Here is a 26,189-nt window from a genome sequence, read left to right as displayed (position 1 = left end):
ACGCGGTCGCGGAGGAGGGCTTGACGAGCGAGTCGGAGGGCCAGGAGCCGCACCGGCACGTCGTGGTCCTGGCACCGACGAGCGACACGGCCGAGAGCGCCGCGGACTGACCGGTGGAGCACCGGCCGCCGGATAGGGTGGCCGCGTGCTTGATGAGGTTCCCGAGGGCGGTGGCGTTTCACGTGAAACGCCACCGCCCTCGGGAACCTCATCAAGCACGCGGCCACCCTATCCGGCGGCCGGTGCTCCACCGGTCAGTCCGCGGCGCTCTCGGCCGTGTCGCTCGTCGGTGCCAGGACCACGACGTGCCGGTGCGGCTCCTGGCCCTCCGACTCGCTCGTCAAGCCCTCCTCCGCGACCGCGTCGTGGACCACCTTGCGCTCGAAGGCGGACATCGGCTCCAGGTGCTCCACCTCCCCGCTCGTGCGCACCCGGGCGCACACCTCCTTGGCGAGCGCCACGAGTGCGGTGCGCTTGCCGGCGCGGTGCCCGGCGACGTCGAGCAGCAGCCGCGTGCGGTCGCCGGTCTGCGCCTGCACCGCGAGGCGGGTGAGCTCCTGCAGCGCCTCGAGGACCTCCCCGTCCGCACCCACGAGGCGGGTCAACGCCGAGGTACCCGCCTGGTCGGCCACGATGGCCACCGAGGCTCGGCCGTTCTCGATGTCGATGTCGATGTCGCCGTCCAGGTCGGCGATGTCGAGCAGCTCCTCGAGGTAGTCGGCGGCGATGTCGCCCTCCTCCTCGAGGCGCTTCGCCGCGGTGCCGGCCCGCTGCGGGCGCTCGGTCGCCGTGGTCGTCGAGTCCTCGGTGCCCGCGTCCGCACCCGTCTGCGGGTCCGTCTCCACCGCGCCGGTCGTGCCGTCCACTCGTGGTCCTCCTCGGTCGTTCGTGCTCGGTCTGTCGGCTCAGCGGTTGCCGGGGCGCTGCGCGTTGCGCGAGCCGCTCGGGCGGCGCTTCTCACGGCTGCCGCCCCGCTTGGGCTGCTGACGCTGGCGGCGCACCGGGGCAGCCGCGGTGGTGGGGTGGTCACCGCCGGTGGGGGCGCTGGTCTCGGCGGCGGGCAGGACCTGCCCGCGACGAGCGGCCCGGCGGGCCCGGCGCTCCTGCAGCTGCTTCTCCGCCACGGAGCCGGGGTTGGGCATGCGGCGGATGACGAAGAACTGCTGGCCCATGGACCACACGTTCGTCGTCAGCCAGTACAGGAGGACACCGATGGGGAAGTTGACGCCGGAGACCGCGAAGATGATCGGCAGGATGTAGAGCATCATCTTCTGCTGCTGCGCGAACGGGTTGCCCTCCATCGACGCCGAGGAGGTGTTCTTCGCCATCAGCTGCTTCTGCGTGACGAACTGCGACAGCGACATCAGCACGATCATCACCGCGGTGAGGACGATGGTGCTGAGCTCACCCTCCTGGCCCCAGGACTGCAGGAAGATGTCGGACAGCTGCGAGCCGAAGAGGGTCGCGTTGTCCGCCTGCTCCACCAGCTCCTGGTTGAGCGGGCCGACGGCCTCGCCCTTGCCGATGCCGTTGAGGGTGTGGAAGAGGGCGAAGAAGATCGGCGACTGCAGCAGGATCGGCAGGCAGCTCGCCATCGGGTTGGTGCCCGAGGTGCGGTACAGGGCCATCATCTCCTGCTGCATCGCCTGACGGCTGGCAGGATCGGTCTTGCCCTTGTACTTCTGCTGGATCTTGCGCATCTCCGGCTGGATGACCTGCATCCCGCGCATCGCCTTGATCTGCTTGACGAACAGCGGGATCAGCAGGACGCGGATGACGACGACCAGGCCCACGATGGACAGCGACCACGCCGCACCGCCGGCCGGGTCGAGCCCGATCGCGGTGAACAGGTCGTGGAAGCGCACCATGATCCAGGCGACGACCCACTGGATGGGGTACAAGAGGTCGTAGAAGAACTCGATCATGCGGTGGCTTGTCCTCTCGAGACGGGCTGGGCCCTCATCGGTGCTGTCCCCGCCCGGAGGGGCCCCTGGGCGGAACGGGATCGACGCCACCAGGGTTCCACGGGTGGCAGCGCAGGAGCCTGCGGACGGTCAACCAGGTGCCGACGAGCGCCCCGCGGGTGCGCAGCGCCTCGACGGCGTAGGAGGAGCAGGACGGGTAGAACCGGCACGTCGGCCCCAGCGCGGGGGAGAGCGTGACCTGGTAGACCCGCACGACGGTGACCAGCAGCAGCGCCGGCCAGCGCACGGGGTGCCACCAGGGTCGCGGTGCGGGGTCGCCCACGGCGGTCACCGGCCGGTCAGCCCGAGGCGGCGCAGCCCCCGGTCGACGTCGGCGGCGAGGTCGGCCGAGGAGGAGTCCGCGGCCGACGGCAGCGCCCGGACGACGAGCAACCCGCCCTCGGCGGGCAGCACGGGAAGCCGGTCGGCGGCGAGGTGCCGCAGCCGGCGCTGGGTGCGGTGGCGCACCACCGAGTTGCCCACGGCCTTGGACACGACGAAGCCCACCCTCGTGGGGTGGGCTTCATCGGTCTGCACCCAGTGCAGCACCAGGCGACGCGTGCCGGTGCGAGCACCCTGGCGCAGGGCGGCGGTGAAGTCGCCCTTGGACCTCAGGCGGCGCGCTGGGGGCAGCACCGGGTGCCGCGAGCGGGTGAGCTGCTCAGGCGGACAGCTGCGCGCGGCCCTTGGCGCGGCGCGCGGAGAGGATGGCGCGACCGGCGCGGGTGCGCATGCGCAGGCGGAAGCCGTGCGTCTTGGCCCGCCGACGGTTGTTCGGCTGGAAGGTGCGCTTGCTCACGTCAGTTCTCCATGCTCGGAAGGGCCGGGGCTCCGCCGTCGGCCTCGACCGGTGGTGGCCGAGGTTCGGCGCACCGGAGGTGCCGCGGAGCACAATCCCCAGCAGGGTACGGTGACGCCCCCGCCCCGGTCAAAGCGTGCCCACCGCAGCGGCCCGGCGGCGCACCACCCGTGCAGGTGACCGCCGGGGGACCGCCACTTGAACGGCGGCCACCCGCGTTGTTACGGTCCCGTCCGACTGCCGACGACCCCGCCCGTGCCGGCGCTGAGAGGGGTGCTTCGTCCTACCCGGCCGTCGTGCACAGTGTGTGGACGAAGGTGTGGACGAAGCCCGTCGAACCGACCGGGCACGACGGGAGATGGCTCGAGTGGAGACCGACCGGGGCAACTTCCCCGACGTCTGGGAGCGCGCGGTCGCGCAGCTCGACGAGGGCGGCGTCACCCCGCACCAGCGCGCGTTCGTGCGGCTGACCCGGCCCCTGGGGCTGCTGGACGGCACGGCCCTGCTGGCGGTGCCCAACGACCTCACCAAGGAGGTCATCGAGCAGAAGGTCCGCGAGCCGCTGACGAGCGCGCTGAGCGAGCAGCTGGGCTTCCCGGTGCGCCTGGCCGTCACGGTCGACGCCTCCATCGGGCAGACCCTGGCCCCGGAGCTGACCGGTGAGCACCGCGGCAGCGCCTCGGGGGAGGGCCTGAGCAGCCTGGAGCGCGAGCGCGGGGCGTCCTCGACCGCCCTGGAGGCCGAGCTGGACGGCCGACCGCCCGTGCCGGGTCCGGCGGGGCCGCTGGACGACGACGCGTCGCTGGACGACTCCGACCCGGACCTGCTGTTCACCGGCTTCAAGGTGGACCGGGGAGCGGGCACGGGCCGGCAGGCCTCGCGGGCACGGCCGGGTGCGAAGACCGAGAACGCCCGGCTGAACCCGAAGTACATCTTCGAGACCTTCGTCATCGGCGCCAGCAACCGCTTCGCGCACGCGGCGGCGGTGGCGGTGGCCGAGGCGCCGGCGAAGGCGTACAACCCGCTGTTCATCTACGGCGAGTCCGGGCTGGGCAAGACCCACCTGCTGCACGCGATCGGGCACTACGCGCAGAACCTGTACCCGGGTGTGCAGGTGCGCTACGTGAACTCCGAGGAGTTCACCAACGACTTCATCAACTCCATCCGCGACGACAAGGCCCAGGCGTTCCAGCGCCGGTACCGGGACGTCGACGTGCTCCTGATCGACGACATCCAGTTCCTGTCGAACAAGGTGCAGACGCAGGAGGAGTTCTTCCACACCTTCAACACGCTGCACAACGCGAGCAAGCAGGTCGTGATCACCTCCGACCTGCCGCCGAAGCAGCTGTCGGGCTTCGAGGAGCGCATGCGCAGCCGCTTCGAGTGGGGCCTGATCACGGACGTGCAGCCCCCGGACCTCGAGACGCGCATCGCGATCCTGCGCAAGAAGGCGATCGGGGAGCGGCTGGAGGTCCCCGACGACGTCAACGAGTACATCGCCTCCAAGATCTCCTCGAACATCCGGGAGCTGGAGGGTGCGCTCATCCGGGTGACGGCGTTCGCGAGCCTGAACCGGCAGCCGGTGGACATGCAGCTGGCCGAGATCGTGCTGCGCGACCTCATCCCGAACGACGAGACGCCGGAGATCACGGCGGCGGCGATCATGGGGCAGACGGCGTCGTACTTCAACGTGACGCTGGAGGACCTCTGCGGCACCTCGCGCTCGCGCACGCTGGTGACGGCCCGGCAGATCGCGATGTACCTGTGCCGGGAGCTCACCGAGCTGTCGCTGCCGAAGATCGGGCAGCACTTCGGCGGCCGCGACCACACGACGGTCATGCACGCCGAGCGCAAGATCAAGCAGCAGATGGCCGAGCGGCGCAGCACGTTCAACCAGGTCACCGAGCTGACCAACCGGATCAAGAAGCAGGCCGGCGCCTGAGCCGCCGCGCCGGCGCTCCCGCGCGGAGCTGACCGGCCGTCGTCCACAGCGGTCCCCAGGAGGACCGGTTTCTCCACAGGTGGTCTCCACACCTGTGCACTCCCGTGGAGCCCCCGCACCGCCCGGTGCGGGGGCTCTCGTGCGTCCGGGGCCGTGCAGAACGCACGGAAATCGATTTCTCCCCAAGCGTCTCCACACTCGCCCACCGGTCCGAGGTGGTTGTCCACCGTCATCCACACGCTGGGGACATCCCTGTGGACGACGGTGTCCCCAGTGGTGGACAAACCGGTGGACAGCCCGTGGACGCCGCAGGGAGGGGCTGGGGACGCCGGTGGACGCCGCTTCGGCCGTCCACCGGCCTGTGGACGGGTGGGGCTCCTCGTCCGCAGGTGCTCCACACCCCCAACAGGGCCTCGAAACGCCTCTGACCTGCGCGGACGCCTCGTCGTCCACAGCCTGCACAAGGGCGACGACTACGGCGGATCCCTCTCCAGATCGATCCGTCAACCCACGAGAGGTGTGGACACGGGCTGGGGACGGACCCCTCGACGGAACCCGGGAGAGGAGCGGGAGGGCCTGTGGGCGGCGGTGGACGGGCGGTGGACACCGCCTGCACCGGCTCGCGGCGTCTCCACTACTGTCGAGAGGCGCCCGTGCTGCGGGCCGGTTCGGACGAGGTGGACTCAGCGGGAGGCGGTGCCTGGTGGAGCTGCAGGTCGAGCGCGACGTGCTGGCCGAGGCCGTCGCGTGGGCGGCCCGGGCCCTGCCCTCGCGGCCGCCCGTGCCGGTGCTGGCCGGCGTCCTCCTGGAGGCGGGCGACGACGGCTCGCTGCAGCTGTCGACCTTCGACTACGAGGTCTCCGCCCGCGTCGAGGTGCCCGCGGAGGTGCGCACGGCCGGCAAGGTCCTCGTCTCCGGGCGCCTGCTGGCGGACATCTCCCGCAGCCTGCCCAACCGACCCGTGACCCTGACGACGGAGGGCTCCAAGGTCGTCGTCACGTGCGGCGCCAGCCGGTTCACCCTGCTGACGATGTCCGTCGACGAGTACCCCGCGCTGCCCGCGATGCCCGAGGAGTCCGGGACCGTGCCCGGCTCGGAGTTCACCGAGGCCGTCGCGCAGGTGACGATCGCCGCCAGCCGCGACGAGACGCTGCCGATCCTCACCGGCGTGCGCCTGGAGATCGAGGGCGGCCGGCTGACCCTGCTGGCCACCGACCGCTACCGCCTGGCGGTGCGCGAGCTGCGCTGGAACCCCAGCACCCCCGACTTCTCCACCGCCGCGCTCGTGCGCGCCCGCACCCTCTCCGACGTCGCCCGCTCGCTGGGCAGCACCAGCACGCTGCGCGTGGCGCTGGCGGACGGCGGCAGCGACCTCATCGGCTTCTCCGCGGAGGGCCGGCAGTCCACGTCGCTGCTGGTGGACGGCGAGTACCCGAAGGTGCGGGCCCTGTTCCCCGCCGAGTCGCCCACGCACGCGGTGGTCTCGACCTCCGCCCTCGTGGAGGCCGTCAAGCGCGTGGCCCTGGTCGCCGAGCGCAACACGCCCGTGCGCTTGCGCTTCGAGGACGGCGTGCTGTCCTTGGAGGCGGGACAGGGTGAGGACGCGCAGGCGACGGAGGCCCTCGAGGCCTCGCTCGTGGGCGAGTCCATCGCCATCGCCTTCAACCCGCAGTTCCTCCTGGACGGGCTGGGTGCGCTGTCGGCGCCCTACGCCCGCCTGTCGTTCACCCAGTCCACCCGCCCGGCCGTGATCACCGGCCAGGCGGAGGCGGACGGGGAGGACGACGACAGCTACCGGTACCTGCTGATGCCGGTCCGCCTCGCCGGCTGAGCCGGCACGCACTCAGGCCCCGGGAAGCCGGGGCGGGAAGGGTCGCCAGATGCACATCGGACTCGTCGGTCTCGGGAAGATGGGCGGCAACATGCGCGCCCGCCTGCGTGAGAAGGGCATCGAGGTCACGGGGTACGACCCCAACCCGGACGTCACCGACGTCCCCTCGCTGGCCGCGCTGGTGGAGGCCCTGCCCTCGCCGAGGGTCGTGTGGGTCATGGTGCCCTCGGGCAGGATCACCCGCGACACGGTGGCGAGCCTCGCGCCCCTGCTGGGCGACGGCGACCTCGTCATCGACGGCGGCAACTCCAAGTGGACCGACGACACGATCAACGCCGAGCTGCTCGCCGAGCGCGGCACCGGCTACCTGGACTGCGGCGTCTCCGGCGGCGTGTGGGGCCGGGAGAACGGCTACGGCCTCATGGCCGGCGGCGCGAAGAAGCACGTGGACCTCGCCATGCCGGTCTTCGACGCGCTGCGCCCGGAGGGCCCGCGCGAGGAGGGCTTCGTGCACGCCGGCGGCGTCGGCGCGGGCCACTACGCGAAGATGGTCCACAACGGCATCGAGTACGGCCTCATGCACGCCTACGCCGAGGGCTACGAGCTGCTCGAGGCGAAGGGGATCATCAGCGACGTCCCCGCGGTCTTCAAGGCCTGGACGCGCGGCACCGTGGTGCGCTCCTGGCTGCTGGACCTGATGGTCAAGGCCCTGGAGGAGGACCCGAAGCTGGACAAGCTGCGCGGCTACGCGCAGGACTCCGGCGAGGGCCGCTGGACCCTGGAGCAGGCCATCGAGAACGCCGTGCCGATGCCGGTGCTGGCCGGGGCGCTCTTCGCGCGCTTCGCCTCCCGCCAGGAGGACTCCCCGTCGATCAAGGCGGTCGCCGCGCTGCGCAACCAGTTCGGCGGGCACGCGGTGACCTCCGCCGGACCCACCTCGGGTTCCGGTTCGACGCACTGACGCCGAGCGCGTGCACGTCGCGCACCTCTCCCTGGCGGACTTCCGCTCGTACGAGTCGCTGGAGCTGGACCTGCGGCCGGGCACGACGACGTTCGTGGGCCTGAACGGCCAGGGCAAGACGAACCTCGTCGAGGCGGTCGGGTACGTCGCCACGCTCGGCAGCCACCGGGTGTCGGGGGACGCGCCGCTGGTGCGGCAGGGGGCGCCGCGCGCCGTCGTGCGCGCGCAGCTGGTGCGCGGGGAGCGCCGGGCGCTGGTCGAGCTGGAGATCACGCCCGGCCGCGCCAACCGGGCGCGCCTGAACGGCGCCCCGGTGCGCCGCCCGCGCGAGGTGCTCGGGGTGCTGCGCACGGTGCTCTTCGCACCGGAGGACCTCGCCCTCGTCAAGGGCGACCCGGACGGCCGGCGCCGCTACCTGGACGACCTGCTCGTCACCCGCTGGCCCCGGCTGGCGGGGGTGCGCGCCGACTACGAGCGGGTGGTGCGCCAGCGCACGGCGCTGCTGAAGTCCGCCGGTGCCGCGCTGCGCTCGGGGCGGGCGGACACCTCCACGTTGGACGTGTGGGACGAGCACCTCGCGGGTGTCGGCGCGGAGCTGCTGGCGGCGCGCCTGGCGCTGCTGGCGGACCTGCGCGAGCCGGCGGGGGAGGCGTACCGCACGGTCAGCCGCGGGCAGGGGGAGCTGGAGCTGGGGTACCGCTCCGCGCTGCCGCTGCTGGCGGACCTCACCGCCGGTGCGGTGGACTCTGCGGCCGGGCCCTCGCCGGAGGAGCTGCGCGCGGCGCTGCTGGCCGCGGCGGGCGAGCAGCGCAAGGCGGAGCTGGACCGGGGGGTGTGCCTGGTGGGCCCCCACCGCGACGACCTGGTGCTCACCCTGGGCGGCATGCCCGCCAAGGGGTACGCCAGCCACGGCGAGAGCTGGTCGGTGGCTCTGGGGCTGCGGCTGGCGAGCTACGGGCTGCTGCGGCGCGACGACGAGCACACCGACCCCGGCGGGCCGGTGCTGGTGCTGGACGACGTGTTCGCGGAGCTGGACGCGGGGCGCCGCGAACGGCTGGCGGAGGTGGTCGCCGGCGCCGAGCAGGTGCTGGTGACGGCCGCGGTGCCCGAGGACGTGCCGGACGCGCTGCGCGGGTCCGGCGCGGACCGGGTGCTGGTGACGACGGGCAGCGCCGTCCGTGGCGACTGAGCCGCCGCGTCCGCCGGCCGGCGACGGGCACGACGCGGGTGACGCGGGTGACGACGCGGCGGTGGTGCTGCCCGAGCCCTCGGCGGGCGGTCCCGGGGAGGACGGCGCCACCGGCGCGGACCTGGCGCGCACGGCGCTGGGGCGGGCGCGGGCGGCGGCCGCGGCCAGGGGCCTGCGCCCGGGCCGGGCGGGGCAGCAGCCCGGGGGGCGGGGACGGGACGGCGACCGGGCCGGCGGCCCGCGGCGCGGGGACCCCTCGGCGCGCTCGGGGGCCTGGCCGGACGCGCGCGACCCGCAGGCCCTGGGCTCGACCCTGGACCGGCTGGTGGGGGAGCGCGGGTGGGAGCAGCCGGTGGCGGTGGGCGGCGCCTTCGGCCGCTGGGACGCCGTGGTGGGTCCGGAGCTGGCGGGGCACTGCACCCCGGAGAGCCTGAAGGACGGCACCCTGGTGGTGCGGGCGGAGTCCACGGCCTGGGCGACGCAGGTGCGGCTGCTGACGAGCGTGCTCGTGCGCCGGCTCGACGAGGAGCTGGGGCACGGCGTGGTCGTGAAGGTGGTGGTGCGCGGGCCGCAGGGACCGTCGTGGCGGCGCGGCAACCGCTCGGCGCCGGGGGGACGCGGGCCCCGCGACACCTACGGCTGAGCCGCCAGCGGGCTGGACGGCGGGGCGCGGTCACGCCGCGGAGCGGCCGCTGCGCCGCGCAGGGCGCCGGCGCGTAGGTCCCCCCGCACCCGGGGGGCTCGAGCGCCAGAGACGCCCCTGGCGCCTCGCTGAGGTGATCGCCGGCCCCGGGCGGGGTAGAATGGGAGCGAACCTGGCGGTCGTGAGGGCCTCTGGCGGAACGGGCCCCGCGCCCGTGCCGCGGGCCCGCGCCGCTCGACGCGGAGGGAGAGCACGCGCCCGTGCCAGACGAAGAGACGACCGAGCCCGACCAGCAGCCCGCCCCGGAGGAGGCGCCCTCGCTCGCGGACGCGGTCGCGCCGGACGGCACCCCGTCCTCCGACTACGGCGCCGACGCGATCACCGTGCTGGAGGGCCTGGAGGCGGTCCGCAAGCGCCCCGGCATGTACATCGGCTCCACCGGGGAGCGCGGCCTGCACCACCTCGTGTACGAGGTGGTCGACAACTCCGTGGACGAGGCCCTGGCGGGGCACTGCGACACCATCGGCGTGACGCTGACCGCCGACGGCGGCGTGCGCGTGTCCGACAACGGCCGCGGCATCCCGGTGGACGTCATGCCGGGGGAGGGCCGCCCGGCCGTGGAGGTCGTGCTGACCGTCCTGCACGCCGGCGGCAAGTTCGGCGGCGGCGGCTACTCCGTCTCCGGCGGCCTGCACGGCGTGGGCATCTCCGTCGTCAACGCGCTCTCCAGCCGGCTGGACGTGGAGGTGCGCCGGCAGGGGCACGTGTGGCGGCAGTCGTACCGCGGCGGTGTGCCGGTCGCGCCGCTGGTCAAGGGCGAGGAGACCGACGCCACCGGCACCACGGTGACGTTCTGGCCCAGCGCGGAGACGTTCGAGACGACGACGTTCGACTTCGAGACGCTGCGCACCCGCTTCCAGCAGATGGCCTTCCTCAACAAGGGCCTGACCATCTCGCTGCGCGACGAGCGGGCCACCGCGGACGACGACGCGGAGGCGGAGGCCACCGACGCCGCACCGCTGCGCGAGGTGACGTACCGCTACGACGGCGGCCTCGTCGACTACGTGAAGCACGTCAACTCGCAGAAGAAGAACGAGGCGCTGCACGACTCGGTCATCTCCATCGAGGCGGAGGACCCGGCGCAGGGCATTTCCGTGGAGATCGCCATGCAGTGGACCACGTCCTACTCGGAGGCGGTGTTCACCTACGCGAACACCATCAACACCACCGAGGGCGGCACCCACGAGACGGGCTTCCGCACCGCGCTGAGCAACCTCGTGCCGGACTACGCGCGCGAGCAGAAGCTCATCAAGGAGAAGGACACCATCGAGGGCTCGGACATCCGGGAGGGCCTGACGGCCGTCATCTCGGTGAAGCTGTCCGAGCCGCAGTTCGAGGGCCAGACGAAGACGAAGCTGGGCAACACGTTCGCCCGCACCTTCGTGCAGGCGCAGGTGCGCGAGCACCTGGGCCACTGGTTCGCCTCCAACCCGGCCGAGGCGAAGGCGATCGTGCGCAAGGCGCACTCGGCGTCGGTGGCCCGGCTGGCGGCGCGCAAGGCCCGCGAGGCCAGCCGCAAGTCGCTGCTGGAGCGCAACTCGCTGCCGGGCAAGCTGAAGGACTGCCAGTCCAACAACCCCGCCGAGTGCGAGGTGTTCATCGTCGAGGGCGACTCCGCGGGCGGCTCGGCCACCCGCGGGCGCAACCCGCGCACCCAGGCCATCCTGCCGATCCGCGGCAAGATCCTGAACGTCGAGAAGGCGCGGCTGGACCGGGCGATGGGCAACCAGGAGGTCCAGGCCCTCATCACCGCGTTCGGCACGGGCATCGGCGACGAGATCAACCTCGACAAGCTCCGCTACCACAAGATCGTGATCATGGCGGACGCCGACGTCGACGGGCAGCACATCCGCACGCTGCTGCTGACGCTGCTGTTCCGGTACATGAGCCCGCTGGTGGAGAACGGCCACGTGTACCTGGCGCAGCCGCCGCTGTACCGCATCAAGTGGCAGGGCGGTGCGGCGCACGAGTTCGCCTACTCCGACCGCGAGCGCGACGCCCTCATCGCGGCCGGCCGCGCCGCGGGCAAGAAGCTGCCCAAGGAGAACGCCACCCAGCGCTACAAGGGCCTGGGGGAGATGAACTGGGACGAGCTGTCGGAGACGACGATGGACCCGGCCCACCGCACGCTGCTGCAGGTGACGCTGGAGGACGCCGCCGCTGCCGACGCGATGTTCTCCGTGCTGATGGGCGAGGACGTGGAGTCCCGCCGCACCTTCATCCAGCGCAACGCCCGCGACGTCCGGTTCCTCGACGTCTGAGGCGGTGGTTCCACGTGGAACACGCCGACCCGGCCCCACGTGCCCGCACCGCCGCCCGGCGCCGACGACCTGAGAGGAAGACCCCTTCGTGAGCGAGAGCACCACCGAACCGCCCGCCGGCGACCGCGTGGAACAGGTGGACCTGCAGCTGGAGATGCAGCGGTCCTACCTGGACTACGCGATGAGCGTCATCGTCTCGCGCGCCCTGCCGGACGTGCGCGACGGCCTGAAGCCGGTGCACCGGCGCGTGCTGTACGCGATGTTCGACGGCGGGTACCGCCCGGACCGCGGCTACTCCAAGTGCGCCCGCGTCGTCGGCGACGTCATGGGCCACTACCACCCGCACGGCGACGTCTCCATCTACGACGCCCTGGTGCGCCTGGCGCAGGACTGGTCGCTGCGCTACCCGCTGGTGGACGGGCAGGGCAACTTCGGCTCGCCGGGCAACGACCCGGCCGCCGCGCCCCGCTACACCGAGTGCCGCATGGCGCCGCTGGCCATGGAGATGGTGCGGGACATCGACGAGGAGACCGTCGACTTCTCGCCCAACTACGACGGGCACACCGACGAGCCGGACGTGCTGCCCAGCCGGTTCCCGAACCTGCTGGTCAACGGCTCGGCCGGCATCGCCGTCGGCATGGCCACCAACATCCCGCCGCACAACCTGCGCGAGGTCGCCGACGGCGTCGCCTGGCTGCTGGAGCACCCGGACGCCTCCGACGAGGAGCAGCTCGCCGCGGTGGTGCAGCGGGTCAAGGGCCCCGACTTCCCCACGGGCGCGCAGATCCTGGGCCACCGCGGCATCGGCGACGCCTACCGCACCGGGCGCGGGTCCATCACGATGCGCGCCGTCGTGGAGGTCGAGGAGATCCAGGGCCGCACCTGCCTGGTCATCACCGAGCTGCCCTACCAGGTCAACCCGGACAACCTCGCCGAGAACATCGCCAACCTCGTGCGCGACGGCCGGCTGTCCGGCATCGCGGACGTGCGCGACGAGACGTCCGGCAAGACGGGTCAGCGACTGGTGGTCGTGCTGCGCCGCGACGCCGTGGCGAAGGTCGTGCTGAACAACCTCTACAAGCACACCCAGCTGCAGCAGAACTTCGGCGCGAACATGCTCGCGCTGGTGGACGGGGTGCCGCGCACCCTGCCGATCCACGCGTTCCTCAAGCACTGGATCACCCACCAGCTCGACGTCATCGTGCGCCGCACCCGCTTCCGGCTGCGCAAGGCGGAGGAGCGCGCCCACATCCTGCGGGCGCTGCTGAAGGCGCTGGACGCCCTCGACGAGGTCATCGCCCTGATCCGCGCCTCCGCCACCGTGGACGCCGCCCGCGACGGGCTGATGCAGCTGCTCGACATCGACGAGGTGCAGGCGCGCGCCATCCTGGAGATGCAGCTGCGCCGGCTGGCCGCCCTGGAGCGTCAGCGCATCACCGACGAGCACGACGAGCTGATGCGCCAGATCGAGGACTACAACGACATCCTCGCCCGCCCCGAGCGGCAGCGGCGCATCGTCGGCGACGAGCTCGGTGAGCTGGTCGAGAAGTACGGCGACGAGCGCAAGACGCAGATCCTGCCCTTCGAGGGCGACATGAGCGTCGAGGACCTCATCCCCGTCGAGGACGTCGTCGTCACCGTCACCCGCGGCGGTTACGCCAAGCGCACCCGCACCGACCTCTACCGCGCGCAGCGCCGCGGCGGCCGGGGCGTGCGCGGGGCGAGCCTGCGCGAGGACGACGTGGTGGAGCACTTCTTCACCACCACGACCCACCACTGGCTGCTGTTCTTCACCAACCTCGGGCGGGTGTACCGCGCCAAGGGCTACGAGCTGCCCGAGGGCGGCCGCGACGGGCGCGGCCAGCACGTCGCGAACCTGCTGGCGTTCCAGCCGGGCGAGCGCATCGTCGCCGTCCTGGACGTCGAGGACTACGAGCAGGCGCCGTACCTGGTGCTCGCCACCCGCGGCGGCATCGTGAAGAAGACGCGCCTGAGCGAGTACGACTCCAACCGCTCCGGCGGGCTCATCGCCATCAACCTGCGCCAGCGCCCCGGCGCCGAGGGCGAGGAGGTCGACGACGAGCTGTTCGGCGCGGCCCTGGTGGGGGAGGGGGAGGACCTCTTCCTGGTCTCCCGCAAGGGGATGAGCGTGCGCTTCGGCGCCGACGACGACACGCTGCGCCCCATGGGCCGGGCCACCTCGGGCGTGACCGGCATGAAGTTCCGCGGGGACGACGAGCTGCTGGCGATGGCGGTGGCGCGCGACGACCTCGACGTCTTCGTCGTCACCGAGCTCGGGTACGCCAAGCGCACGGCGATCGCCGAGTACCGCCGGCAGGGTCGCGGCGGCCTGGGCATCAAGGTCGCCAAGCTCGCCGAGGCGCGCGGCGACCTCGTGGGCGCGCTGACCGTCTCGGAGGACGACGAGGTGCTCGTCGTCATGGCCGGTGGGCGCGTGGTGCGCTCGCGGGTGGACGAGGTGCCCGCGAAGGGCCGCGACACCATGGGGGTGACGTTCGCCCGGCCCGAGACGGGGGACCGGATCATCGCGGTGGCCCGCAACGCCGAGCGCGTCATCGACGAGGAGGTCGCGGCCGAGGAGGTCTCCGAGGCGAGCGTCGAGGGGCTGGACGACCCCCTGCAGGACGCCGCCGGGGCCGGGGACGACCAGTCCGCGGCGCTGGGTGCGGACGAGGTCCCGTCGCCCGCAGGCACTGCGGTGGACCCGGCTCATGACGTACGGTCTGACGGATCGGCCGACGGGGGCACCGCGGTCGAGACCGACACCGATCCCGGAGGTGCTTCGTGAGTCCCGCCGAACGCACGGCCTCCTCGCCCGGCACCACCGGGGCGGGGACGCCGAAGGCCAGCTCAGCGGTGAAGGCGGGGGCGACGGCGCCGTCCCGCCCGGCGGCGCGCACGGGGCCGGCCCAGGCGGTCGAGGTGCCTCGCCGGGTGCGCCTGACGCTGGCGCGGGTGGACCCGTGGTCGGTGACGAAGCTGTCGTTCCTGCTGTCGGTGGCGGTGGGCATCGCCCTCGTGGTCGCCACGGCCGTGGTGTGGAGCGTCCTGGACGGCATGGGCGTGTTCACCGACGTCAACGGCCTCCTGCGCGACGTCGTCGGCGGCGAGGTGGACGTGAACCTGCTGGACTACTTCGGTTTCGGCAAGGTGCTCTCGCTGGCCACGGTCATCGCGGTGGTGGACGTGGTGCTGCTGACGGCGCTGTCGACCCTCGTGGCGTTCCTCTACAACGTCTCGGCCGCCCTGGTGGGCGGTCTGCGCGTGACGCTGTCGGACGACTGACCCGCGGTGCCGCCGGTGCGGTGCCCGCCGCGGTCGTGGTCGGTGGCACCCTCGTCGATCCGGTAGAGTGGGGTCCGCCGCGTCCGCTGCGGCTCCGGGCCTATAGCTCAGTCGGTTAGAGCGCTTCCCTGATAAGGAAGAGGTCGGAGGTTCAAGTCCTCCTAGGCCCACCGTCCCCGAAGGCCCCGTACCGGTTCCGGTGCGGGGCCTTCGGCGTCCCGGCGCACCACCTCTGTTGGTGACTCCTTGTAGGGTCGTAGTGACTTCGAGGAGGGGCATGGCGACGGCGGCACAGGTGAAGGCGCTCGTGGAGAGCCACAGCCTCGGGGACGACGCCCGCTTCCGCTCCGTGGTGCTCGAGATCGTCGAGAACGCCGCCCGCACCGGCCGCACCCGCTACGCGCAGGAGGTCCGCGCCCTCCTCGACGCCGCCCGCACCGGACCGGCCCCCGGTGCGGCGTCCGGTGCTGCGGCCCGTCGCCCGGTGAGCGCCGTCCAGCCGCGCGGAGAGCTCGCCCGCGCCCTCACCGTCGTGGAGCCGGCCACCCGGCTGGCCGACGTCGCGCTCGGGTCGGAGGTCATGGGGCGCCTGCACCGGGTGCTCGCCGAGCAGCGCCGCGCCGAGGCGCTGCGCGCCCGCGGCTTCGAGCCCGTGCGCCGCCTGCTGCTGGCCGGGCCCCCGGGCACCGGCAAGTCCCTCACCGCCGAGGCCCTCGCCGGTGAGCTCCTGCTGCCGCTCTACGAGGTGCGGCTCGACGCCCTCGCCGACCTGCCCGCCGAGGAGGCCGGCTCCCGACTGCGCCTCGTCTTCGACCTCCTCGCCCGCAGCCGCGGCGTGTACCTCTTCGACGACCTCGACACGCTCGCCGACCCGGCGGACCGGCCCGGTGCCGGTGCCCGCGAGACCCTGCGCACCTTCACCGCACTGCTGGAGCAGGACGCCTCCGACAGCGTCGTCGTCGCGACCTCCCAGCGCCCCCAGGTGCTCGAGCGCTGGGTCCTGCGCCGCTTCGACGCCCTGCTGGACTACCCGCTGCCCACCACCGGCGTCGTGCACGAGGTCGTGCTGCGCCGCCTGCGCGGCTTCGACCTCAGCGCCGTCGAGTGGCCCCGCGTCGCCTCGACCGCCAGCGGGCTCAGCCACGAGGAGGTCTCCGCCGCCGCGCAGAGCGCGGCCAAGCAGGCCGTCCTCGACGGCGGACGCCACGTCGAGACCACCGCGCTGCTCACGGCCCTGCGCGAGCGGCGGCAGATGCTGAAGATGGCCCCCTGAGCGGTGGCGACCCCGCCGTTCACCGTCCTCGTCGTCTGCACCGCCAACGTCCACCGCTCCCCGCTGACCGCCGCCCTGCTGCGCCACCGGCTCGACGAGCGCTTCGGCCCCCGCGCCCGGCGGGTCCGGGTGCTCAGCGCAGGCACCCGCGCCGCGACCGGCACCCCCGTGGACCCCACCACCGCCCGCGTCGTCACCGAGCTGTCGGGGGCACCGCCTCCCGGTGGCGGCTCGCGGCCGCTCGACGCGGGCCTCGTCGCCGACGCCGACGTCGTGCTGGCCCTGGCGCGCGAACACCGCGCCGCCGTCGTGGAGCTGGTGCCTGCCGCGCAGCGGCGCACCTACACGCTGCCGGAGCTGGCCCGCATCGCCACCTCCCTCACCGGTCCCGGCACCGGACGACCGGGCGCGGACCCCGCCGCCGGGTGGCGGGCGCTGCTCGCCGCGGCGCCGGCCCTGCGCGGGCCCACCGCCCCCGCCGACCCCGCCACCGACGACGTGCCCGACGTGCACGGCCGCCCCCTGCAGGAGCACCGCCGCACCGCCGAGCGCGTGGGGCGAGACCTCGACGCCGTCCTGGACGCCGTCGCTCAGCGCTCCACCGGCAGCGGTTCCGGGTCCACCGCCGTCTCCGGCTGGTAGCCGTAGCCGTAGTCGTACGGGTAGGCGTACTCCGAGCGGCGCGCCGGCACCATCGCCAGGACGGCACCGAGCACCCGCGCGTCCACCGCCTTCAGCCGCTCCAGCGCGCGCGTCAGGTGGTCGCGGGTCGTGCGCCCGTGCCGCACCACGACGATCGCGCCGTCCGACTGCCGCGCCAGCACCGCCGCGTCCGCCACCGGCAGCAGCGGCGGGCTGTCCACGATCACCAGGTCGGCGCGCTCGCGCAGCCGTTCCAGCAGGTCCGCCATGTGCCGCGAGCCCAGCAGCGCCGAGGGGTTCATCGGGATCGGCCCGCTCGCCAGCACCGTCAGCCCCGCGTCGCCGTAGGGTTGCAGCACGTCGTCGACGTCGGCGCGGCCCGCGAGCACCGTCGTCAGGCCCGCGCTGCGGTCCACGCCCAGGTAGTCGGCCACCTTCGGCAACCGCAGGTCCGCTTCGACGAGGATCGTGCGCACGCCCGCCAGCGCCGTCGTCAGCGCCAGGTTCACCGCCAGGGTGCTCTTGCCCTCCCCCGGCAGCGCCGAGGTCACCACCACCACCCGCGGCGGGTGGTCCACGTCGGCGAACTGCAGGTTCGTGCGGATCTGCCGCAGCGCCTCCGACTGCGGGGTGCGGGCGTGCTCCTCGACGAGCTCGGGCGCCTTCCCGCCCTCGCCGAGCAGGGTGGTGCCCAGCACCGGCACGCCCCGGTCGGAGATCGCGGCCGGTGACTTCACGGTCGTGTCCAGCACCTCCCGCAGCACCGCCAGGCCCGTGCCGGCGCTCAGCCCGCACAGCAGCCCCAGCGCCAGGTTGCGCGAGAGGCTGGGGGCGACGGGCTCCTCGCGGACCTCCGCGGGGCGCAGCACGCTGACCCGCACCGGGCTGACCACGTCCGGCGAGGGCCGCTCCAGCTCCGCCACGGCCGTGCCGAAGTGCTTCGCGACCGAGTCGGCGATCCGCGCGGCCCGTTCGGGGGAGGAGTCCTCCACGGTGACCTCGATGAGGACGGTGCCCAGCGGGGCGTCGGACCCCACCCGCTCGGCCAGGGCGCGCGCCGTCGTGTCGAGGTCCAGCTCGTCGATGACGGGCTGCAGCACCTTGGGGCTGGTGAGCACGCCCGTGTACGACTGGACCCGCTGCTGGGTGAACATGCCGCCCTGCATGAGGGCCACCGCGTTGCCGCCGTCGTGCATGGAGACGAACAGCAGCGAGTCCGCGCGGTACAGCGGGGTGCTCAGCGCCGCCGACCCGCCGCCCGCGCCCAGGCCGACCAGCACCGCGAGGACCACCAGCACCCAGTGCTTGTGCAGCGCGCGCAGGTAGTCGACCAGCTCCATCGGGCGGTGCTCCTCCGTGCTCCTGGGGGGCGGGTGGGGGTGGGCGAGGACGGCGGCCCGGACGAGGACCCATCGGCTGCGCGCCGGTCCACCTGACCGAACGGAGCCCAGAGCGTGCGCAGCTCAAGTCGACACGCCGTCCGACCGACGGAAGACGGTGGAAGCCCGAGTCGTGTGGTACCCGCACGACACCCCAGGAGCAGCAGGAGCACCGACGTGACGCTGACCGGCGAGCCGAGCGCGGGGCCCCGCCCGCCGGCCTCCGGCACCGTGCGCGCGGTGCCGCTGCGCGGGCGACGCCGCTCCCCGCTGAGCGCGCTGCTGCTCGCGAGCGACGGGCTGTGCGTGCTGGTGGTGCTGCTCGCCGACCTGGCCGTCGGCGGCGCCCACCCCGGCCTGGCGGTCTTCGCCGTCTCCCTGCTGACCGTCCACGCCTCCACCGGCCTGTACCGCCACCGCTTCGAGCCCAGCGTCCTGGACGACACCCCGCTGCTGCTGGCCGCGGCCCTCGCCGCCGTGGGGGCGACCTCCGTCCTGGACGCCCTGCTCAACCTGGGGCCCGTGGACGGGCCCCTGCTGCGGCTCGTCGCCACGACGACCGCCCTCGCCGTCACCGCCCGCCTCACCGCGCACGCGCTGGTGCGGTGGGCGCGGCGTTCCGGCCGGGTGGGTCACCGCACCCTCGTCGTCGGCTGCGGCGGACTGGGAGCGCAGCTCACCGCCGTCCTGCGCCGGCGCGAGCACGGCCTGCTGCCCGTCGGGTTCGTCGACGACACCCCGCGCCTGCCGGTCACCGCCCGCCCGCTGCCGGTGCTCGGCCGCATCGCCGACCTGCCGCGCCTGGTGCGTGAACACGACGCCGCGGTGGTCGTCATCGGCTACTCCAACGTGCCCGAGCCCGTCGTCGTCGACGTCCTGCGCGCCTGCCACGGCCTGGACGTGGAGATCTTCGCCGTGCCGCGCTTCTGGCAGGTCACCAGCACCTCCCGGACGATGCAGCTGCTGCGCGGGGTGCCGCTGGTGCGGTTGCGGCGCCCGGCGTTCCGGGCGCCGTCGTGGCGGCTCAAGCGCGTCGTGGACGTCGCGGCGTCCGCGGCGGGCCTGCTGCTGCTCAGCCCGCTGCTGGCGCTGTGCGCGCTCGCGGTGCGCCTGCAGGGCGGCCCGGGGGTGCTGTTCCGCCAGGAGCGGGTCGGCCTGGCGGGCCGCCGGTTCGAGCTGCTGAAGTTCCGCAGCCTGCACGCCTCCGCGCAGGAGAGCGCCACCCGCTGGAGCGTCGCGGACGACGGCGTGCCCCGGCTGGGCCGGTGGATGCGCCGGCTGTCCCTGGACGAGCTGCCGCAGCTGTGGAACGTGCTGCGCGGCGACATGTCGCTGGTGGGCCCGCGGCCGGAGCGGCCGTACTTCGTGGAGCGGTTCGGGGCCGAGCACGACGAGTACCTGTGGCGGCACCGGGTGCCGTGCGGCATCACCGGCTGGGCCCAGGTCAACGGGCTGCGCGGCGACACCTCCATCGCCGATCGAGCCCGCTACGACAACCACTACGTGGAGAACTGGTCGCTGTGGCTGGACGTGAAGATCCTGCTGCGCACGGTCGTGCAGGTGGTCGCGGCGGCCGGACGGTGAACCGCGGCGAGCCCCTGGTCCTCGTCCTGGGCACCGCCGACTGGGACGCCGCGGTCGCCACCAACCAGCACCGGACCGTGCCGGCGCTCGCGCAGCGCCACCCGATGGTGTTCGCCGAGGGCACCGGCACGCGGCGGCTGCGCCCCGGCGACGCGCGCCGGGTGCTGCGCCGCCTGCGCCCCGGCGGGCCGGCGGGAGCGCGACGTCCCGTCCCGGCCGGCGCGGAGGTCGTCTCCCCCCGGCTGGTGCCGCACCACGGCCCCTCCACCCGGGCGCTGAACGCGCGGCTGCTCACCGGCCGGCTCGACCGGTGGGTGCACCACCCCGGCCCGCGGGTGCTGTGGTCGTACACGCCGCACACCTACGGCCTGGAGCGCCTCGCCGACGCGACCGTCTACCACCTGGTGGACCTGCTGCACGAGAACCCCGGCGTGCCCGCGGGGCGGTTGCTGGCCGCCGAGCGGGAGCTGGCGCGCACCGCGCACCTGGCGATCGCCACGAGCGAGCCGATCGGCGCGCACCTGCGCCGGCAGGGGTTCGCCCGGGTGCTGGTGCTGCCCAACGTGGCGGACGTGGAGCTGTTCGCCGCGGCCGCGGCACGGCGGTCGGCGCCCCGGGAACCGGTGGCGGTGTTCGCCGGGACCCTCGCGGCGCACAAGGTGGACCTGGACCTGCTGGTGCACCTGGCGCGGCGGCTGGACGGCGGCGCGCGCCTTCGCCTGGTGGGCCCGCGCGCGGCGGGCGCGACGGCCCACCCCGCGTGGCGGGAGCTGCTGGCGGCGGGGGCGGAGGTGGTGGGGCCGCTGGACCCGCCCGAGCTGGCGCGGGAGCTGGCCGCGGCCGCCGTCGGGCTGGTCCCGTACCGGCTGACCCCCCTCACCGAGGGCGTCAGCCCGCTGAAGACCCACGAGTACCTCGCCGCGGGGCTGCCCGTGGTGAGCACACCGCTGCCCGCGGTGCGGGCGCTGCCGGGCGCGGTGTGGACCGAGGCCGGTGCGGCGCCGTTCACCGAGCGCGTCCTGGGCCTGCTCGGCGCCCCGGCCGCGGAGCGGGCCGAGCGGGTGCTGCGGTGCGGGCGGGCCGCGGCCGGCCACGACTGGGCATCCCGGGGTGCGCAGCTGCGCGACCTGCTCGACGACCTGCTCGACGGCCCGCGCGCCCGCTGAACCGGGCCCGTCACGGGCGGGAGGACCGCAGCACCCCCACCACCGCTCGGCGCAGCGCCGGCACGCACGCCACGTGCGCGCACCACACCGCCAGCGCCGCCGCCGATCCCAGCACCAGCCCCGCCCACGCCCCCGGCACCGCCGCCCCCGCCAGCGCCGCCGCGAGCGCCGCGAGCAGCGCCCCCGGGGCGCACCGCGCCGCGGAGCGCACCAGCACCGGGCCCAGCCCCAGTGACCGCGCCGCCAGCGCGGTCGTGACCACCGCGCCGGCCGACACGGCCAGCCCCAGCGCCACCGGCCCCAGCACCGCGGGCAGGGTCAGGTCCACCACGAGCGTCAGCGCCAGCCCCGCCACCAGGGCGGTCACGGCGGCGCGGTTGCGGTCGCGCGCGTTCAGGGCCTTCACCAGCACGTACGAGAGGGCCTGCGCCCAGAACCCGACGGCGAAGCCGGTGAGGACCTGCGCCGACGCGGCGACCGCCGCCGCGTCGAACGCGCCGCGCCCGTACAGCACCTGCACGACCCCGCCGGCCTCGACGGCGAGCAGCGCGGACAGCGGGGCGACCACGACGAGCACCGCCGGCACCAGCCGTTCCAGGCGCTCGCGGGCGTCCGGCGCGCTCAGCTCCGGCAGCACCGCCAGGCCCGCCAGTCCGAGCGGCACCGCGAGCAGGCTCACCCCGGTGGTGGCGACGAAGCGGGCGTAGTCGACGGCGGCGACGACCCCGTCGCCCAGCAGGGACGCGACCACCCGCTCGGCCACCACCGACGACTGCAGCACCAGCGGCAGCAGCAGCAGGGGGCGCACCCGCCGCCACAGCTGCGCCAGCGCGTCCCGGGCGGCGCTGCGCTCCCACCTCGGCGGGGGCAGCACCCCGCGGCGGCGCAGCGAGAGGTGCGCCCAGGCGTGCAGGGCGACGTAGGCGGCGGGGAACCCCCACGCCAGCGCCACGGGCGCCGACAGCCACCAGGCCACCAGCAGCCCGGTGACCATCCCGGTGTTCTGCGCGGTGGGCCGGGCGCTGGAGAGCCGGAACGAGCCGTGCGAGGCCTCCAGGTAGCTGAGGAGGGCGAACTGCAGGTAGCTGGGCAGGCCGAGGGCCATCACCCGCAGGAACGTCGCCGCGGTGGCGGCCGTGCCGGCGTCCAGCCCGGGCGCCAGCAGGTCCACGACCCGGCCGGCGAGCAGCAGCAGGGCGGCGGTGACGGCGAGCGCCAGCACCAGCAGCACCGCTCGCAGCGCGTGGAACAGCGCGGCGGCCCGCGCGGGGTCGTGCCGGCGCAGCCCGGCGTGCACCGGCAGGAACCCGGCGCTGAGGGCGTCGGCGGTGACGAGGTCGACGGGCACGAGGGTGGCGGTCTGGGCGACCCGCGCGGCCACGGCGGGCGCTCCGGTGCCGTAGGCGGCGGCCAGCAGCACCTCGCGGACGAGACCGAGGAGCTTGCCGGCCAGACCGCCCCAGAAGAGCCGCTGCACGGCGGAGCGCATCGTGCCGGTGGCCATCAGCGCGTTCCGCGCAGCAGCTGGTCGTACTCGTGCGCCACGCGGCGCAGCTCGTAGCGGCCCGGCAGCAGGGAGCCGGCCGGGTGCCCGCGGTCCAGGACGGCTGCGGCCGCGGTCGCCGTGGCCCTCGCGTCCGAGGTGTCGACGCGGGTCACCGCGTCCGGGGCGTCGTCGGTGCCCGCGGTGCTCAGCGGGACCAGCGCGGGCGTGCCGCAGGCCAGGGACTCCAGCACCGACATCGTCAGGCCCACCTCGCGCCGCTGCGACGCGAGCACCGACAGGTCGGCCGCCGAGCAGTGCGCTGCCAGGTCCTCGCGCTCCAGCGCCCCCGTGAAGCGCACCCGCGGCGACAGGTCCAGCGCGGCGGCGAGGCCGCGCAGCCTGCGCTCCTCGGGTCCCTCGCCGGCGATGACCAGGTGGGGGTCCAGGTCCGGCCGGGCACCGGCCAGCTCGTGCAGGCAGCGCAGCACCCGGTCGACCCGCTTCTGCTCGTGCAGCCGCCCGGCCACCAGGAGGACGCGCGCGGACGCGGGCACGCCCAGGCGCCGGCGGACGCGCGCCGCGGCCCGGTCGTCGCGGTGGAACACCGACGTGTCGACGCCGTTGGCGATGGTGAGCAGCCGGGGGACCCGGCCGAACCGGCTCAGCGGGAAGGACGTGAAGGACTCCGCCACGCTGGGGCCGACGGCGACGACCGCGTCGAAGCGCCGGTAGGACCGCAGGTCGCGCACCAGGCCCACCGCGTTGCGCGCCGTGGAGGCGGTCGACCGCAGCGAGCGGCGCTCCAGCTTCGAGCGCAGCTCCGTGAGCGAGGTGCCGTGCGCCTGCAGGACCAGGCGGGTGCCTGCGGCGGCCGGCAGGTCCAGGCAGCCGAACGCGGCGGCGCTCACGGACAGCACCCCCGCGACGGGGCCCTCGTCCAGCAGCTCCGCCAGGGCGCGCCGGGAGGCGCCCCACCAGGCGCGCGAGTACCGACCGGGCGCGGTGCCGGGCAGCGCCCGCACGTCCACGCCGTCCTGCGCGAAGGTGTGCCCGGGTGCGCTCGCGCGGGCGGGCAGCGCAGTGGTGAGCACGGTGACGGCGGACCCGGTGGCGAGCGCGCGCGAGAGGTCCCACGCGACGGACTCCATCCCGCCGACGTGGTGGTGCGGCAGCCCGCGGGTCATCACGACCAGGCGCCCGCTCACCGCGCGCCCCCCGCTCGGGTGCGCAGGAGCCCGTCCAGCACGTCCTCCAGGAGGCGGGTCTGGCGGGCGGCGTCGAAGGAGCGCTCGACGTGGCGGCGCGCCGCCTCCCCGGTGCGGCGGGCCAGCTCCGGGTCGTCGAGGAGGCGGGCCAGGGCCGCGGCGAGCGCGGCCGGGTCCGCCTCGGGCACCAGCAGGCCGGTGACGCCGTCGACGACGGCGGAGGGGATGCCGCCGTGGGCGGTGGCGACGACGGGGCGGCCGAGGGCACCGGCCTCCAGCAGGACCTGGCCCAGCCCCTCCTGGTCGCCGGAGCGGGCCGTGACGCTCGGCAGGCACAGCACGGCCGCGGCGGCCACGTGCGCGAGGACGTCCGGGTTGCCCAGCGCCCCGGTGAACGTCACCCGCCCGGCGATCCCGAGCTCGTGCGCGAGGCGTTCCAGCGCCCCGCGCAGGGGGCCGTCGCCCACGCACACCAGTCGCACGTCGCCACCGCGCGCGGCCAGCAGGGCCACGGCGCGCAGGAGGTGCTCGGTGCCCTTCTTCTCCACCAGCCGCGCGACGTGCACCACGGTGCGCCCGTCCCCGGCGGGCCCGGTGGCCGGCACCTTGCCCAGGTCGAGGCCGAGGTGGTGCACGACGGTGCGCTCGGCGGGGAACCCCCGCGCCAGGAGCCGCTCGCGCAGGTGCCCGGACACCGGCAGGAACAGGTCGCCGTGCCGCGCCAGGCGCGGCAGCCGGCGCACGTACGTCACCCACGACGCGCGGCGCGCGCGCAGCAGCGCGGCGCGGCCGCAGGTGGCGTCGAAGCCGTGGAACACGGTGGCCAGCGGCACCCCGGCGCGGCGCGCGCTGGGCAGCGCGTGCGCGCCCTCGACGCCGAAGTGGGCGAGGACGACGTCGGCGCGCACCTCCCGCAGCACCCGGGTCAGCGGCCAGGACACCGCCCCCGCGGCGTACCCGGCGGCGGCGGTGGCCCCCCACCGCTGCGCCAGGGTGACGACGGGCAGGCCCGGGTCGGCGCCGGGAGGCAGCGGGTCGCGGCCGACCAGGACGGGTTCGTAGCGGGTGAAGCGGCGCGCCTGCTCCAGCACGAACGGCTCGGAGGCCACCCCCAGCTGGTGGCGCAGGACCGCTACGCGGGGCACGTGCGCCCCTGCACCGGTACGGCCGCGCGCGCGGCGGGTGCCACCGCCGGCGCGTCCCGGCGGGCGGTGACGAGGCCCAGCAGCAGCGCCAGCAGGATCATCGACTTGGACTCCCCGTACACGGTGGTGTTGTCGCCCATGCCGTGCACCAGCACCCACGACCACGCGCCGAGCGCGAAGCCCGCCGTGCGGGCCAGGGGTGAACCGGCGCGCCGGACCACGACGGCCACCAGCCGGTGCAGGACGGTGCCGGCCAGCACCAGCAGGACCAGGACACCGGCCAGGCCGGTGGCGGCCCACGCGGCGATCAGGAGGTTGTGCGGCGGCAGCGCGTCCACGCCCAGGTGCGCGTACAGCTCCATGGTGCTCGCCCAGCCGCCGTGCCCGAGCCCCAGCAGGAGGTGGTCGCGGAACATCTGCAGGGCGGCGTCCCACATCGGGGCGCGGCTGGCGAGGCTCTCGGCGGAGGCGTCCGCGTAGGCGGGCACGTAGCGCTCCAGCAGGCGGGGCAGCAGCCAGGCGCCGCCGGCGACGAGGACCGCCGCCTGCGGCAGGAACCAGCGGGCCGCGGGGCGCCCCAGCACGTGCACCGCCCGCACCGCCACCGGCAGCAGCAGCGCCAGCGCGGCGGCGGTCTTCGAGCCGGTCGCGAAGGTGGCCGACCAGGTCACCAGCGCACCGAGCAGGTACCGGCGCCGGTGCCCGTCCACGCCCAGCGCCAGGAAGGCGAACGTCGCGACGCCCAGGAACATGGAGGCGACGTTGGCGTTGATGAAGAACCCGCCGGCCTTGGCCGGGTCCATCACGTTGTTGGCGCCCTCGCCCCAGAAGGCGGTCATGGCGTCCGGCCCCGCGACGGCGACCGCCAGCGGCGAGCGCAGGAACGCCGTCTCCAGGTCGGGGGACAGCCGGAACGCCCACACCAGCGCGGCCACCACCAGGGCCCACGCCAGCACGACCTCCAGCGGCCCGCGGACCCCGCGCGGGTCCTCGCGCTCCACCCGCACCACGTGCAGGTACAGGAAGGCGAAGGACGCCAGGCGGGCCGCCTCCAGCACCCCCACGAGCGGGTCGGGGGACCAGACGACGGCGGCGACCTGCACGGCGGTGAACGCCAGGACCGCTCGCAGCACCGGGTCCGTCAGCGGCAGCCCCTTGCGCTCCAGCAGCCAGCACAGCGCCGCGAGGATCACCCAGCACTGGCTCAGCGGCAGGGACAGCGCCCCCAGCGGGCCGGCGAACACCTGGGGCACGGCGAGGAACGCGGCCACCAGCAGCCGGGTGCGGTCGCCGGCGGTGACGCACACGAGGGCACCAGTCAGGGCGAGGGCGGCGCCCACGAGGAGCTCCACG

At 74.7% G+C, this 26,189-nt stretch carries 23 protein-coding genes and 1 tRNA gene; 14 read left to right on the top strand and 10 right to left on the bottom strand.

The window, feature by feature from the left end:
- Positions 1-110: R3H domain-containing nucleic acid-binding protein (locus V9U69_RS19345; RefSeq protein WP_442907767.1), on the top strand; the 110-nt coding region annotated here is incomplete at its 5' end.
- Positions 111-254: 144 nt separating this feature from the next.
- On the opposite strand, the gene V9U69_RS13340 is transcribed toward V9U69_RS19345, so the two are convergent.
- The 5 genes from V9U69_RS13340 to rpmH form a co-directional block, all read right to left on the bottom strand.
- Positions 255-728: a Jag family protein gene (locus V9U69_RS13340; RefSeq protein ID WP_442907766.1), complete on the bottom strand. Its 474-nt coding sequence runs from the start codon at positions 726-728 to the stop codon at positions 255-257.
- A gap of 177 nt (positions 729-905) precedes the next feature.
- Positions 906-1,925, bottom strand: a complete 1,020-nt coding sequence (yidC, locus tag V9U69_RS13335) for a membrane protein insertase YidC (RefSeq protein WP_337062304.1) — start codon at positions 1,923-1,925, stop codon at positions 906-908.
- Between the two features lie 34 nt (positions 1,926-1,959).
- Positions 1,960-2,247 (bottom strand): membrane protein insertion efficiency factor YidD, encoded by a 288-nt coding sequence (yidD, locus tag V9U69_RS13330; protein WP_442907765.1) that lies wholly within the window; start codon positions 2,245-2,247, stop codon positions 1,960-1,962.
- 5 nt (positions 2,248-2,252) lie between these two features.
- The gene (gene rnpA, locus V9U69_RS13325) at positions 2,253-2,600 is read right to left on the bottom strand and encodes a ribonuclease P protein component (protein ID WP_337062303.1); all 348 of its coding nucleotides are present in this window, start codon (positions 2,598-2,600) and stop codon (positions 2,253-2,255) included.
- Between the two features lie 25 nt (positions 2,601-2,625).
- Positions 2,626-2,763: a 50S ribosomal protein L34 gene (gene rpmH, locus V9U69_RS13320; RefSeq protein WP_166610470.1), complete on the bottom strand. Its 138-nt coding sequence runs from the start codon at positions 2,761-2,763 to the stop codon at positions 2,626-2,628.
- A gap of 367 nt (positions 2,764-3,130) precedes the next feature.
- Between rpmH and dnaA the strand changes: the two genes are divergently transcribed.
- The 11 genes from dnaA (at position 3,131) to V9U69_RS13265 (ending at position 16,871) form a co-directional block, all read left to right on the top strand.
- Positions 3,131-4,705, top strand: coding sequence for a chromosomal replication initiator protein DnaA (dnaA, locus tag V9U69_RS13315; protein WP_337062302.1), 1,575 nt, complete (start codon positions 3,131-3,133; stop codon positions 4,703-4,705).
- Positions 4,706-5,408: 703 nt separating this feature from the next.
- Entirely contained in the window at positions 5,409-6,536 is a 1,128-nt protein-coding gene (gene dnaN / locus V9U69_RS13310; RefSeq protein WP_337062301.1) for a DNA polymerase III subunit beta, read from the top strand.
- 49 nt (positions 6,537-6,585) lie between these two features.
- Positions 6,586-7,497, top strand: a complete 912-nt coding sequence (gene gnd / locus V9U69_RS13305) for a phosphogluconate dehydrogenase (NAD(+)-dependent, decarboxylating) (RefSeq protein ID WP_337062300.1) — start codon at positions 6,586-6,588, stop codon at positions 7,495-7,497.
- Between the two features lie 10 nt (positions 7,498-7,507).
- The gene (recF, locus tag V9U69_RS13300) at positions 7,508-8,686 is read left to right on the top strand and encodes a DNA replication/repair protein RecF (RefSeq protein ID WP_337062299.1); all 1,179 of its coding nucleotides are present in this window, start codon (positions 7,508-7,510) and stop codon (positions 8,684-8,686) included.
- A complete protein-coding gene (locus tag V9U69_RS13295) occupies positions 8,676-9,329 on the top strand; it encodes a DUF721 domain-containing protein (protein WP_337062298.1) in 654 nt (217 codons plus the stop codon). Before recF ends, V9U69_RS13295 begins: the two co-directional genes overlap by 11 nt.
- Before the next feature lie 260 nt (positions 9,330-9,589).
- Entirely contained in the window at positions 9,590-11,650 is a 2,061-nt protein-coding gene (gyrB, locus tag V9U69_RS13290) for a DNA topoisomerase (ATP-hydrolyzing) subunit B (protein WP_337062297.1), read from the top strand.
- Positions 11,651-11,738: 88 nt separating this feature from the next.
- Positions 11,739-14,459 carry a DNA gyrase subunit A gene (gene gyrA / locus V9U69_RS13285; protein WP_337062296.1) on the top strand — a complete coding sequence of 907 codons (2,721 nt, stop codon included), beginning with the start codon at positions 11,739-11,741 and terminating at the stop codon, positions 14,457-14,459.
- Positions 14,456-14,956, top strand: a complete 501-nt coding sequence (locus V9U69_RS13280; RefSeq protein ID WP_337062295.1) for a DUF3566 domain-containing protein — start codon at positions 14,456-14,458, stop codon at positions 14,954-14,956. The genes gyrA and V9U69_RS13280 overlap by 4 nt, the downstream gene beginning before the upstream one ends.
- 96 nt (positions 14,957-15,052) lie before the next feature.
- Positions 15,053-15,126, top strand: a tRNA-Ile gene (locus V9U69_RS13275).
- A 107-nt stretch (positions 15,127-15,233) separates the two neighbouring features.
- Positions 15,234-16,229: an ATP-binding protein gene (locus V9U69_RS13270; RefSeq protein WP_337062294.1), complete on the top strand. Its 996-nt coding sequence runs from the start codon at positions 15,234-15,236 to the stop codon at positions 16,227-16,229.
- A gap of 3 nt (positions 16,230-16,232) precedes the next feature.
- Positions 16,233-16,871, top strand: coding sequence for an arsenate-mycothiol transferase ArsC (locus V9U69_RS13265; protein ID WP_337062293.1), 639 nt, complete (start codon positions 16,233-16,235; stop codon positions 16,869-16,871).
- On the opposite strand, the gene V9U69_RS13260 is transcribed toward V9U69_RS13265, so the two are convergent.
- The gene (locus V9U69_RS13260) at positions 16,820-18,211 is read right to left on the bottom strand and encodes a polysaccharide biosynthesis tyrosine autokinase (RefSeq protein WP_337062292.1); all 1,392 of its coding nucleotides are present in this window, start codon (positions 18,209-18,211) and stop codon (positions 16,820-16,822) included. The two genes, V9U69_RS13265 and V9U69_RS13260, sit on opposite strands and share 52 nt — an antisense overlap.
- Before the next feature lie 216 nt (positions 18,212-18,427).
- Between V9U69_RS13260 and V9U69_RS13255 the strand changes: the two genes are divergently transcribed.
- On the top strand, positions 18,428-19,834 hold the full coding sequence (locus V9U69_RS13255; protein WP_337062291.1) for an exopolysaccharide biosynthesis polyprenyl glycosylphosphotransferase: 1,407 nt from the start codon (positions 18,428-18,430) through the stop codon (positions 19,832-19,834).
- The gene (locus V9U69_RS13250) at positions 19,831-21,000 is read left to right on the top strand and encodes a glycosyltransferase (protein WP_337062290.1); all 1,170 of its coding nucleotides are present in this window, start codon (positions 19,831-19,833) and stop codon (positions 20,998-21,000) included. Before V9U69_RS13255 ends, V9U69_RS13250 begins: the two co-directional genes overlap by 4 nt.
- A 10-nt stretch (positions 21,001-21,010) precedes the next feature.
- Here V9U69_RS13250 and V9U69_RS13245 read toward each other — a convergent pair whose 3' ends face one another.
- From V9U69_RS13245 to V9U69_RS13230, 4 genes are read right to left on the bottom strand one after another with little or no spacing between them, the layout of a single operon-like run.
- A complete protein-coding gene (locus V9U69_RS13245; RefSeq protein WP_337062289.1) occupies positions 21,011-22,504 on the bottom strand; it encodes a lipid II flippase MurJ in 1,494 nt (497 codons plus the stop codon).
- Positions 22,504-23,691 carry a glycosyltransferase gene (locus V9U69_RS13240; RefSeq protein WP_337062288.1) on the bottom strand — a complete coding sequence of 396 codons (1,188 nt, stop codon included), beginning with the start codon at positions 23,689-23,691 and terminating at the stop codon, positions 22,504-22,506. The genes V9U69_RS13245 and V9U69_RS13240 overlap by 1 nt, the downstream gene beginning before the upstream one ends.
- Complete coding sequence (locus tag V9U69_RS13235; protein ID WP_337062287.1) at positions 23,688-24,836, bottom strand: glycosyltransferase; 1,149 nt, start codon at positions 24,834-24,836, stop codon at positions 23,688-23,690. The genes V9U69_RS13240 and V9U69_RS13235 overlap by 4 nt, the downstream gene beginning before the upstream one ends.
- On the bottom strand, positions 24,824-26,188 hold the full coding sequence (locus V9U69_RS13230; RefSeq protein WP_337062286.1) for an O-antigen ligase family protein: 1,365 nt from the start codon (positions 26,186-26,188) through the stop codon (positions 24,824-24,826). Before V9U69_RS13230 ends, V9U69_RS13235 begins: the two co-directional genes overlap by 13 nt.
- Between the last annotated feature and the right edge of the window lies 1 nt (position 26,189).

Origin of the sequence: Kineococcus sp. G2, from assembly GCF_037154035.1 — a bacterium.
Taxonomy (GTDB): Bacteria; Actinomycetota; Actinomycetes; order Actinomycetales; family Kineococcaceae; genus Kineococcus.
Note: the sequence above shows the minus strand (reverse complement) of the source record. Positions and strands in the feature narration are given on the sequence as shown.

Coding starts and splice junctions, on each gene's coding strand:
- yidC (WP_337062304.1), bottom strand. CDS start 1,925: ATGATCGAGTTCTTCTACGACCTCTTGTACCCCATCCAGTGGGTCGTC.
- gnd (WP_337062300.1), top strand. CDS start 6,586: ATGCACATCGGACTCGTCGGTCTCGGGAAGATGGGCGGCAACATGCGC.
- V9U69_RS13270 (WP_337062294.1), top strand. CDS start 15,234: ATGGCGACGGCGGCACAGGTGAAGGCGCTCGTGGAGAGCCACAGCCTC.
- V9U69_RS13260 (WP_337062292.1), bottom strand. CDS start 18,211: ATGGAGCTGGTCGACTACCTGCGCGCGCTGCACAAGCACTGGGTGCTG.
- V9U69_RS13245 (WP_337062289.1), bottom strand. CDS start 22,504: ATGGCCACCGGCACGATGCGCTCCGCCGTGCAGCGGCTCTTCTGGGGC.